This window comes from Streptomyces sp. NPDC093801, assembly GCF_040701585.1.
Taxonomy (GTDB): domain Bacteria; phylum Actinomycetota; class Actinomycetes; order Streptomycetales; family Streptomycetaceae; genus Streptomyces.
This window is the reverse complement of the sequence record NZ_JBFBDP010000009.1, coordinates 270215-280905: the sequence shown is the minus strand read 5'-3', so window position 1 is coordinate 280905 and position 10691 is coordinate 270215. Positions and strand designations below refer to the sequence as shown.

The 10691-nt window shown below is 71.9% G+C and carries 9 protein-coding genes; 5 read left to right on the top strand and 4 right to left on the bottom strand.

What is annotated here, in order from left to right; genetic code table 11:
* Positions 1-86: 86 nt before the first annotated feature.
* The gene (locus tag AB0469_RS13125; protein ID WP_366451409.1) at positions 87-1412 is read right to left on the bottom strand and encodes a DUF2252 domain-containing protein; all 1326 of its coding nucleotides are present in this window, start codon (positions 1410-1412) and stop codon (positions 87-89) included.
* A gap of 169 nt (positions 1413-1581) precedes the next feature.
* Here AB0469_RS13125 and dnaE point away from each other — a divergent pair, with 169 nt between their 5' ends.
* A complete protein-coding gene (gene dnaE / locus AB0469_RS13120; protein ID WP_366451408.1) occupies positions 1582-5121 on the top strand; it encodes a DNA polymerase III subunit alpha in 3540 nt (1179 codons plus the stop codon).
* 99 nt (positions 5122-5220) lie between these two features.
* On the opposite strand, the gene AB0469_RS13115 is transcribed toward dnaE, so the two are convergent.
* Positions 5221-5388: a hypothetical protein gene (locus tag AB0469_RS13115; RefSeq protein ID WP_366451407.1), complete on the bottom strand. Its 168-nt coding sequence runs from the start codon at positions 5386-5388 to the stop codon at positions 5221-5223.
* A gap of 212 nt (positions 5389-5600) precedes the next feature.
* Between AB0469_RS13115 and AB0469_RS13110 the strand changes: the two genes are divergently transcribed.
* From AB0469_RS13110 to AB0469_RS13095, 4 genes are all read left to right on the top strand, one after another.
* The gene (locus tag AB0469_RS13110; RefSeq protein WP_366451406.1) at positions 5601-6890 is read left to right on the top strand and encodes an NYN domain-containing protein; all 1290 of its coding nucleotides are present in this window, start codon (positions 5601-5603) and stop codon (positions 6888-6890) included.
* A 91-nt stretch (positions 6891-6981) separates the two neighbouring features.
* On the top strand, positions 6982-7956 hold the full coding sequence (locus AB0469_RS13105; protein ID WP_366451431.1) for an ABC transporter ATP-binding protein: 975 nt from the start codon (positions 6982-6984) through the stop codon (positions 7954-7956).
* The gene (locus AB0469_RS13100; RefSeq protein ID WP_366451405.1) at positions 7953-8732 is read left to right on the top strand and encodes an ABC transporter permease; all 780 of its coding nucleotides are present in this window, start codon (positions 7953-7955) and stop codon (positions 8730-8732) included. The genes AB0469_RS13105 and AB0469_RS13100 overlap by 4 nt, the downstream gene beginning before the upstream one ends.
* Positions 8733-8781: 49 nt before the next feature.
* Complete coding sequence (locus AB0469_RS13095) at positions 8782-9408, top strand: hypothetical protein (RefSeq protein ID WP_366451404.1); 627 nt, start codon at positions 8782-8784, stop codon at positions 9406-9408.
* 38 nt (positions 9409-9446) lie between these two features.
* On the opposite strand, the gene ybaK is transcribed toward AB0469_RS13095, so the two are convergent.
* A complete protein-coding gene (ybaK, locus tag AB0469_RS13090; protein ID WP_366451403.1) occupies positions 9447-9941 on the bottom strand; it encodes a Cys-tRNA(Pro) deacylase in 495 nt (164 codons plus the stop codon).
* A gap of 4 nt (positions 9942-9945) precedes the next feature.
* Positions 9946-10686: an LON peptidase substrate-binding domain-containing protein gene (locus tag AB0469_RS13085; RefSeq protein ID WP_042818661.1), complete on the bottom strand. Its 741-nt coding sequence runs from the start codon at positions 10684-10686 to the stop codon at positions 9946-9948.
* Positions 10687-10691 lie beyond the last annotated feature (5 nt).

Genomic DNA, 10691 nt, shown 5'->3' with positions numbered 1-10691 from the left:
CGCGTCTTGGTCGGGGAGTGGACCGCAGCGGCGGTGCCTGCCACGTCATCCCCGGCGGCGGGGCGGGGGCTCCGGACCCGGAGGGCCTACGGCATGATGCGGCCGTTGCGGAAGAGGTCCACGAAGATCTGGTGGTCGGCGCGCGCCCGGGCCCCGTAGGCGTGGGCGAAGTCGACCAGGAGCTTCGGGAAGCCCTCCTCGTCCGCGGCGATCGCCGCGTCGATGGCGCGCTCGGTGGAGAAGGGGACCAGGGACTGGCCGCTCTCCGCCTCGTCGGCCGAGGCGTGCATGGTGGCCGTGGCCCGGCCGAGGTCCGCGACCACGGCCGCGATCTCCTCCGGGTCGTCCAGGTCCGACCAGTCCAGGTCCACCGCGTACGGCGACACCTCCGCGACCAGCTGCCCGGCCCCGTCCAGCTCCGTCCAGCCCAGCCACGGGTCGGCGTGCGCCTGGAGGGCCCGCTGGGAGATCACCGTGCGGTGCCCCTCGTGCTGGAAGTACTCGCGGACCGCCCGGTCGGTGATGTGCCGGGAGACGGCCGGGGTCTGCGCCTGCTTGAGGTAGATCACGACGTCGTTCTCCAGGGCGTCGCTGTGCCCCTCCAGCAGGATGTTGTACGAGGGGAGCCCGGCCGAGCCGATGCCCACGCCGCGGCGGCCCACCACGTCCTTGACCCGGTAGGAGTCCGGGCGAACCAGGGACTCCTCCGGGAGGGTCTCCAGGTACCCGTCGAAGGCGGCCAGCACCTTGTAGCGGGTGGCCGCGTCCAGTTCGATGGCCCCGCCGCCCCCGGAGAAGCGGCGCTCGTGGTCGCGGATCTCGGTCATCGAGTCCAGCAGGGCGAAGCGGGTGCGCGCGCGGGCGTCGCGCAGGGCGGCCAGGAGGGGGCCCTCGGCGGTGTCCAGGGTGAAGGAGGGGACCTCCTCGTTCTTGGCGCCCGTGGCCAGCTGGTGGATGCGCTCGCGGTAGGCGGCCGCGTAGGTCCGCACGAGGGAGCTGATCTGCTCGTCGCTGAGCGCCTTGGTGTAGCCGATCAGGGCGACGGAGGCGGCGAAGCGCTTGAGGTCCCAGGTGAAGGGGCCGACGTAGGCCTCGTCGAAGTCGTTGACGTTGAAGACCAGCCGGCCGTTCGAGTCCATGTACGTGCCGAAGTTCTCGGCGTGCAGGTCGCCGTGGATCCAGACCCGGCCGGTGCGCTCGTCCAGGAAGGGCCCGCCGTGCCGGTCGCGCTCCAGGTCGGCGTAGAAGAGGCAGGCCGTGCCCCGGTAGAAGGCGAAGGCCGAGGCCGCCATCTTGCGGAACTTGACCTGGAAGGCCGAGGGGTCGGCGGCGAGCAGCTCACCGAAAGCGGTGTCGAACACGTCGAGTATCTGCTCGGCGCGCTGCTCGTCGGTCGTCTCGGGAACCGCCATGGCGGATGCCTCCTGGTGAACGGGGTGGTACGGGTTCTGACCGACTGGACGTCGGACGCGTGTTGCTGGTTCTGCAACGCCCGACCGTATCGCTCCGTGCCCCGGATCTGTCACTCGTGGGACGTAGGATTCATAGCTGCCGCCCCTCTCTCCTCCGGAGGCCCCCACCGTGTCCAAGACGCCGTTCACGCACCTGCACGTCCACACCCAGTACTCGCTGCTGGACGGTGCCGCTCGGCTGAAGGACATGTTCGCCGCCTGCAATGAAATGGGCATGTCGCACATCGCCATGTCCGACCACGGCAACCTGCACGGCGCGTACGATTTCTTCCACTCCGCGCAGAAGGCCGGGATCACCCCGATCATCGGTATCGAGGCGTATGTCGCCCCCGAGTCCCGGCGCAACAAGCGGCGCATCCAGTGGGGCCAGCCGCACCAGAAGCGGGACGACGTCTCCGGCTCCGGCGGCTACACGCACAAGACGATCTGGGCGGCGAACAGCACCGGCCTGCACAACCTCTTCCGGCTGTCCTCCGACGCCTACGCCGAGGGCTGGCTGACCAAGTGGCCCCGCATGGACAAGGAGACCATCGCCCAGTGGTCGGAGGGCCTGATCGCCTCCACCGGCTGCCCCTCCGGCGAGGTGCAGACGCGACTGCGCCTCGGCCAGTTCGACGAGGCGATCAAGGCGGCCTCGGACTACAAGGACATCTTCGGCGAGGGCCGCTACTTCCTGGAGCTGATGGACCACGGCATCGAGATCGAGCGCCGGGTCCGCGACGGCCTGCTGGAGATCGGCAAGAAGCTCGGCATCCCGCCGCTGGTCACGAACGACTCCCACTACACGTACGCGCACGAGGCCGGCGCCCACGACGCCCTGCTCTGCATCCAGACCGGCAAGAACCTCTCGGACCCGGACCGCTTCCGCTTCGACGGCTCCGGCTACTACCTGAAGTCCACGGACGAGATGTACGCCATCGACTCCTCGGACGCGTGGCAGGAGGGCTGCGCCAACACCAGGCTGGTGGCGGAGCAGGTCGACACCGAGGGCATGTTCACGTTCCGGAACCTGATGCCGAAGTTCGACATCCCGGACGGCCACACCGAGGTCAGCTGGTTCCGCGAGGAGACCATGCGGGGCATGCACCGCCGCTACCCCGGAGGCATTCCGGACGACCGGATGAAGCAGGCCGAGTACGAGATGGACACGATCATCTCGATGGGCTTCCCCGGCTACTTCCTCGTGGTCGCCGACTTCATCATGTGGGCCAAGAACCAGGGCATCGCGGTGGGCCCCGGCCGAGGCTCCGCGGCCGGTTCGATCGTCGCGTACGCCATGGGCATCACCGACCTCGACCCGCTCACGCACGGACTGATCTTCGAGCGCTTCCTCAACCCCGAGCGCGTCTCCATGCCCGACGTCGACATCGACTTCGACGAGCGTCGGCGCGTCGAGGTGATCCGGTACGTCACGGAGAAGTACGGCCAGGACAAGGTCGCCATGATCGGCACCTACGGCACGATCAAGGCCAAGAACGCGATCAAGGACTCCGCCCGCGTCCTCGGCTACCCGTACGCCATGGGCGACCGCCTCACCAAGGCCATGCCCGCCGACGTCCTCGGCAAGGGCATCCCGCTCTCCGGCATCCTCGACCCGCAGCACCCCCGCTACGGCGAGGCCGGCGAGATCCGCGGGATGTACGAGAACGAGCCGGACGTGAAGAAGGTCATCGACACCGCCCGCGGCGTCGAGGGCCTGGTCCGCCAGATGGGCGTGCACGCCGCCGGCGTGATCATGTCCAGCGAGACGATCACCGACCACGTACCCGTCTGGGTGCGGCACACGGACCAGGTGACCATCACCCAGTGGGACTACCCGAGCTGTGAGTCGCTCGGCCTGCTGAAGATGGACTTCCTCGGCCTGCGCAACCTCACGATCATGGACGACGCCGTCAAGATGGTGAAGGCCAACAAGGGGATCGACATCGACCTCCTGGCCCTCCCGCTCGACGACCCCAAGACCTTCGAGCTCCTCAGCCGCGGCGACACCCTCGGCGTCTTCCAGTTCGACGGCGGGCCCATGCGCTCCCTGCTGCGCCTGATGAAGCCCGACAACTTCGAAGACATCTCCGCCGTGTCCGCGCTCTACCGCCCGGGCCCGATGGGCATGAACTCGCACACGAACTACGCCCTGCGCAAGAACAAGCAGCAGGAGATCACCCCGATCCACCCCGAGCTGGAGAAGCCGCTCGAAGAGGTGCTCGCGGTCACCTACGGCCTGATCGTCTACCAGGAGCAGGTCCAGAAGGCCGCCCAGATCATCGCCGGCTACTCGCTCGGCGAGGCCGACATCCTGCGCCGCGTCATGGGCAAGAAGAAGCCCGAGGAGCTCGCGAAGAACTTCACGATCTTCCAGGAGGGCGCCCGCAAGAACGGCTACACCGACCAGGCCATCCAGGCCCTGTGGGACGTCCTGGTGCCCTTCGCCGGCTACGCCTTCAACAAGGCCCACTCGGCCGCGTACGGACTGGTCTCCTACTGGACCGCCTACCTCAAGGCGAACTACCCCGCCGAGTACATGGCGGGCCTGCTCACCTCGGTCAAGGACGACAAGGACAAGTCCGCGATCTACCTCAACGAGTGCCGGCGCATGGGCATCAAGGTGCTCCCGCCGAACGTCAACGAGTCCGAGTCCAACTTCGCCGCCCAGGGCGACGACGTGATCCTCTTCGGCCTGACCGCCGTCCGCAACGTCGGCCAGAACGTCGTCGACTCGATCATCAAGACCAGGAAGTCCAAGGGGAAGTACTCCTCCTTCCCCGACTTCCTCGACAAGGTCGAGGCCGTCGTCTGCAACAAGCGCACCATCGAGTCGCTGATCAAGGCCGGCGCCTACGACGAGATGGGCCACACCCGCAAGGGCCTGGTCGCCCACCACGAATCGATGATCGACAACGTGGTCGCGGTCAAGCGCAAGGAGGCCGAGGGACAGTTCGACCTCTTCGGCGGAATGGGTGACGAGGAGAGCAGCGAACCCGGGTTCGGCCTCGACGTGGAGTTCTCGGACGTCGAGTGGGAGAAGTCCTACCTGCTCGCCCAGGAGCGCGAGATGCTCGGCCTCTACGTCTCCGACCACCCGCTCTTCGGCCTGGAGCACGTCCTCTCCGACAAGACGGACGCCGGCATCTCCCAGCTGACCGGCGGCGAGCACGCCGACGGAGCCGTCGTCACCATCGGCGGCATCATCTCCGGCCTCCAGCGCAAGATGACCAAGCAGGGCAACGCCTGGGCCATCGCCACCGTCGAGGACCTCGCCGGCTCCATCGAGTGCATGTTCTTCCCCGCCACCTACCAGCTCGTCTCCACCCAGCTGGTCGAGGACACCGTCGTCTTCGTCAAGGGCCGCCTCGACAAGCGAGAGGACGTCCCCCGCCTGGTCGCGATGGAGATGATGGTCCCCGACCTCTCCTCCGCCGGCACCAACGCCCCCGTCGTCCTCACCATCCCGACCGTCAAGGTCACCCCGCCGATGGTCACCCGACTGGGCGAGATCCTGCGCCACCACAAGGGCAACACCGAGGTGCGGATCAAGCTCCAGGGACCGCGCACCACCACCGTGCTGCGCCTCGACCGGCACCGGGTCCAGCCCGACCCGGCCCTCTTCGGCGACCTCAAGGTGCTGCTCGGCCCGTCCTGCCTGGCCGGCTAGCCCGGACGGGCGAAGAGCCCGCCGCACGCACGGGAAGGGGGCCCGCCCCGGCACTGCCGGGGCGGGCCCCCTTCCGCTGTCACCGCTCGCGCGGAGGCGTCAGTTGTGGCCGAAGCGCTTCGACTTGCTCTTGTGCGCCATGTCCAGCGGACTGGGCGACTGCGACGGGCGGTCGTCCGAGGTCTCCGTCGAGCCCTTCGGCATGTCCTGCCCGCCCGAGCGCGGCTGCTGCTTCGCCGGCTGCTTCTGGTTCTTGTTCTTGGCCATGGGATGCCTCCGTGGGGGGTGTAGGGGCCAGGGCCGCCTTCACCCTCACACACCGCAACAAAGCGCGCATTTTGGATCATTGCCGTGCGTAGTGGCCCCTCCCGCCGGGCCTCCCGTGAGATACGCCACGCCGGTGATCCAGTTCCGGCCGTCAACGCCCTTGCAGTCGGGCAGACTCGGGGAAAACCTGTCGAGGACCCCCACGGAAGAGGGTGGAACGCGTGGACCGCTGCGTCGTCCTGGTGGATGCCGGATACCTGCTGGGCGCCGCCGCGAGCCTCCTCGCGGGTGAACCCTCGCGCTCCCGCATCACCGTCGACCACTCCGCCCTCATCCAGGGCCTGCGCGAGCGCGCCGAGGCCGACACCCAGCAGCCCCTCCTGCGGATCTACTGGTTCGACGGCGCCCCCGACCGGGTGCCCCAGCCCGAGCACCGCCGGCTGCGCGTCATGCCCCGCGTCACCGTCCGCCTGGGCGCACTGACCCGCAGCGACGGCCGCTGGGCCCAGAAGGGCGTCGACGCCGCCATGCACGCCGAGCTCACCGAACTCGCCCGCAACCGCGCCTGCTCCGACGTCGTCCTCGTCACCGGCGACGGCGACCTGCTGCCCGGGCTGATGTCCGCCAAGGAACACGGGGTCGCCGTCCACCTGTGGGCCGTCCAGGCCGCCGACGGGGACTACAACCAGTCCGAGGACCTCGTCGCCGAGGCCGACGAGCGCCGCGTCCTCGACCGCGCCTGGATCACCCGCGCCGTCCGCGCCCGGGACCTCGCCGGACTCTGCGCCCCGCCCCCCGCCCCGCGCCCCGAGATCGCCGCGATCCTCTCCGCACCGCTGCCCGAGGCCGCGCTCGCCGAAGCCGCCCGCAACGGCGCCCCGCCCGCCCCCGCACCCCCCGCGACCGGAGCGCCGGCCGTCCCGGCACCCGCGGGGGAGGGCCCCAAGCCCTCCGTCCCCACGCCCAAGGACCTCGCCGCCCTGCGCGCCCCCGGCCAGGGGCACGCCGCCGCCCACGCCCACACCACCGGCAGTCCGGCCGGCAGCGCCCTGCGCTGGTCCTCCGACAAGGGCTGGATCGACCGCCCCGGCCCCCTGGGCGAACCCGCCGAGACCGCCTCCCTGCCCACCCTGGCCCAGCTCACCAGCGCCGAACAGCGCTGGGCCGACCGGGAGGAGGACATCACCACCGTCGGCGGCGACCCCTTCGAAGTCGGACAGGTCTTCGCCCGCCGCTGGATGGAACGCCTCCCGGAATCCGTCCACCTGCAGAAGCTCGCCACCATGTACCCGCGCGTCCCGCACCGCATCGACGGGGAGCTGCTGCGCTACGCCGCCCGCTTCGGGCTCCTCGCACACAAGGACGACCAGATCGACGAGCACGACCGCTACGCCATCCGCGCCGGGTTCTGGAGGGAGATCGACGTGCGCGCCGCGGCCGAGCACGTGGGCGGAGCGGGGGCCTCCGTATCCGTGGCGCCGATGACCCCGGCGGCCGAGTAGGGGCGGAAGCCGCGTAGGCTGCTCCCTCGTGAGTACGGGCACAGCACAGGCAGGGCACACCACGGCAGAGGCCGCAGGGGCGGTTTCCGGGGTGGTCTGCGCGGTGCGTGACCTCGTCAAGACGTACCCCGCCGTCCGCGGCCGGCGCGGTGCGCCCGCCCTGCCCGAGACCCGGGCCACCGACGGGATCTCCCTGGAGGTCCGGCGCGGCGAGATCTTCGGACTGCTCGGCCCCAACGGCGCCGGCAAGTCCACCCTGGTCCGCCAGCTGACCGGGCTGCTGCGCCCCGACGCCGGCTCCGTCACCCTGCTGGGCCACGACATCGTCCGCCACCCCGAGCGGGCCTCGCGCCTCCTGGCCTACCTGGGACAGGAGTCCACCGCCCTCGACGAGCTCACCGTCGCGCTGGCCGCCGAGACCACCGGCCGACTGCGCGGCCTCGACACCCGCACCGCCCGGGCCGCCCGGGACGAGGTGCTGGAGGAGCTCGACCTGACGGGGATCGCCGGCCGCCCCCTGAAGAAGCTCTCCGGCGGCCAGCGCCGCCTCGCCTGCTTCGCCGCCGCGCTGGTGGGGGAGCGGCCGGTGCTCGTCCTCGACGAACCCACCACCGGCATGGACCCCGTCGCCCGGCGAGCCGTCTGGGCGGCCGTCGACCGCCGCCGCGCCCGGAACGGCGCCACCGTGCTGCTGGTCACCCACAACGTCATCGAGGCGGAGACGGTCCTCGACCGGGTCGCCGTCATCGACCAGGGCAGGGTCATCGCCTGCGACACCCCGGCCGGCCTCAAGGCCAGGGTCTCCGACGAGGTCCGCCTGGAGCTGGTGTGGCGCACCGCCGCGCCGCTGGAGGTGCCCGAGGTCGCCGCGCTGGCGCCGCTGGCAGCCGAGTCCGGGCGCCGCTGGGTGCTGCGGCTCGGCCAGGACGAGGCCCGCGCCGCCGTCGCCGCCGTGACCGGCGGCCCGGCCTTCGCCGCCCTCGACGATTTCACGTTGGCCACGCCGAGCCTGGAGGACGTGTACCTCGCGCTGGGCGGCCGGATGAAGGGTCTGGTCAAGTCGTGACCGCCGCTGCCGCCCCCGCCCCCGCCGCCCTGGCCCCCCGGGCGCGGCTGTTCCCCGCCCTCGCGGCCGTCTACCGCGCCCAGCTGTCCCGGGCGCGGGTGTCCCGCATACCGCTGCTCTTCGTGGCCACCTTCCAGTCCGTCGGGATCATGGTCCTGATGCGGGGCGTGGTCGACGGCGGCTCCGAGGCGCGGGCGGTCGTCGCCGGCTCCTCCGTCCTGGTCGTCGCCTTCGTCGCCCTCAACCTCCTGGCCCAGTACTTCGGCCAGCTCCGGGCCGGCGGCGGACTCGACCACTACGCCACCCTGCCGGTCCCGCCCGCCTCCGTGGTGCTGGGCGCGGCCGCCGCGTACGCCTCCTTCACCCTGCCGGGAACCCTGGTGACCGCCGTCTTCGGATGCGTGCTCTTCGGGCTGCCCATGGGCGGGCTGTGGATCCTGGCCGCGGTGGTGCCGCTGGCCGGGGCCGCGCTGGCCGGGCTCGGCGCGGCCCTGGGCCTGCTGGCACCCCGGCAGGAGCTGGCCACCCTGGCCGGCCAGCTGGGCATGTCCGCGGCACTGCTGCTGGGGGTGCTGCCCGCCGAGCGGATGCCCGACGTCGTCGTCTGGGCGCGCGACCTGCTGCCCTCCACCTACGGGGTGGAGGCCTTCGCCCGGACCTTCGCCCCGCACCCGGACTGGGCCGCGGTCCTCGCCGACCTCGGCGTGTGCGCCGCGGTGGGCGTCCTCTCCCTCGCCGTCGCCACCTGGGCGTACCGGCGGGCGGCGGTCCGCTGACGCCCCGGCCGGGCGGTCCTTCCTTTACAAGACCTGGCACGATGTGGGGGTGACCGAAGCCGTGACCCCGCTGCCGCCGCCTCCGCCGCCCGCCGGCCTCCCCGACCAGGAGCCCGCCGTCACCTCGGCGGACGTCCGCGACGGGGCCGCCATCGCCCTCCTGGTGGGCGCGTCCGGCGCGCTCCTCGCGCTGCTGTGGGTATGGCTCGCGCCGCGCGTCCAGTACGTCGCCCACGGCCAGGCCGTCTTCCTGAAGAACACCGAGGGCGAGGGCCGGATCGGCGCCGACGGCACCTTCTTCCTGCTGTCCCTGGGCCTGGGCGCGCTGAGCGGGCTCGCGGTCTTCCTGTGGCGGCGGCGCGGGGGCGTCGCGCTGGTGATCGGCCTCACGGTCGGCTCGTGCTTCGCCGCGCTGCTCGGGTGGCGGATGGGGCTCTGGCTCGGGCCGGGCACCGACGTGGCCGTCGCGGCGGCCAAGGCGGGCGAAGGGGTGCCGTTCGACGCCCCGCTCCAGCTGCTGGCGTACGGGGTGCTGCTGGGCTGGCCGATGGCCGCCACCGTGAGCCACCTGTGCCTGACGGCCGCCTTCGGCCCCCGGGACCCCCTCCCGTCCCCCTGGGAGGGCACGTACCCCCCGCCCCACGTCCACGCGGACAGCGAGCCGCCGCAGGCCTGACGCCGGGAACCCGGCCGGCCGGGCCACGGGCGGGCGGGCTACGGGCGGGCGATGGGGGCGAGCACCGCTCCCGTGAGGGTGGCCAGGGAGGCCGGGGCCAGCTCGACCTCCAGGCCGCGGCGGCCCGCCGAGACGCAGACCGTGGCGTGCTCGGAGGCAGAGGCGTCCAGCACCGTCGGCAGACGCTTCCGCTGCCCCAGCGGCGAGATGCCGCCCCTGACGTATCCCGTGGTGCGCTCCGCCAGTGCCGGATCGGCCATCGCCGCCCGCTTGCCGCCCACCGCGGCGGCCAGCGCCTTCAGGTCCAGGGATCCCGACACCGGGACCACCGCCACCGTCAGCGCCCCGTCGACCTCCGCGACCAGGGTCTTGAAGACCTGCTCCGGCGCGACACCCAGTGCCTCGGCCGCCTCCTCGCCGTAGGAGGGGTGCGCCGGGTCGTGCTCGTAGGCGTGGGTGGTGAACGCGACGCCGGACGCCGTCAGCGCCGTGATGGCGGGGGTACCGGCCGTCTGCTGCTTCTTCTTCGCCATGGCCTCAGTTCGGGCTCGTCGGGGCGCGGGTCAGGTCCACCGCGGGAAGGGACGGCAGGTGGCGGATCACCGCCGTCTCGGTACGGAGCAGCTTCAGCTCCTCCGCCAGCCGCGTCGCGGTGTCCGGCGCCTGGAGGAGGCGCTGCTTCGCCGGGATGTCCAGCACGGCCGCGGCCGCCACCAGGTACGACACCACCGACGGCTCGTCCGGCAGGTCCGGCGCCGCCGCCAGGGACCGCTCCCGCGCCCCCGCCAGCCGCTTCTGGTAGCTGCGGAAGGCCCGCAGCACCCCCTCGGATAGGGCGCCCGCACCGTCCCCGGCGTCCTCCGCGAGCTCCTCCAGCTCGGCGACGAGGAACGGCCCCGACGCGTCGACCGACAGCAGCCGCACCCGCGTCGTACCGGTGGCCAGGACCTCGAAGCTGCCGTCCTCGCGCTCCCGGATCGTCGCCGCGTCCGCGATGCAGCCCACCCGGTGGAACGCCTGGATCGGGTCGGCGCCGAAGCCCGCCGCCGGACCCTTCTCGGGCAGGGCCGTCGGGTCGGGCAGCCCGGGCGCGGTCGGCGCGACCTCCCGGCCGTCGCGGATCGCCACGACGGCGAACCGGCGCGGCTCGTCCTCACCGAGCTTCAGCAGCTCGCGCATCATGGCGCGATACCGCTCCTCGAAGACGTTCAGCGGCAGCACGAGGCCCGGGAACAGCACCGAGTTCAGTGGGAAGAGGGGCAGGCGAACGGTGGTCACGACCC

Excerpts from the sequence above, each read along its gene's own strand:
- AB0469_RS13125 (WP_366451409.1), bottom strand. The coding sequence starts at position 1,412 with ATGGCGGTTCCCGAGACGACCGACGAGCAGCGCGCCGAGCAGATACTC.
- AB0469_RS13115 (WP_366451407.1), bottom strand. The coding sequence starts at position 5,388 with ATGGCCAAGAACAAGAACCAGAAGCAGCCGGCGAAGCAGCAGCCGCGC.
- ybaK (WP_366451403.1), bottom strand. The coding sequence starts at position 9,941 with ATGGCGAAGAAGAAGCAGCAGACGGCCGGTACCCCCGCCATCACGGCG.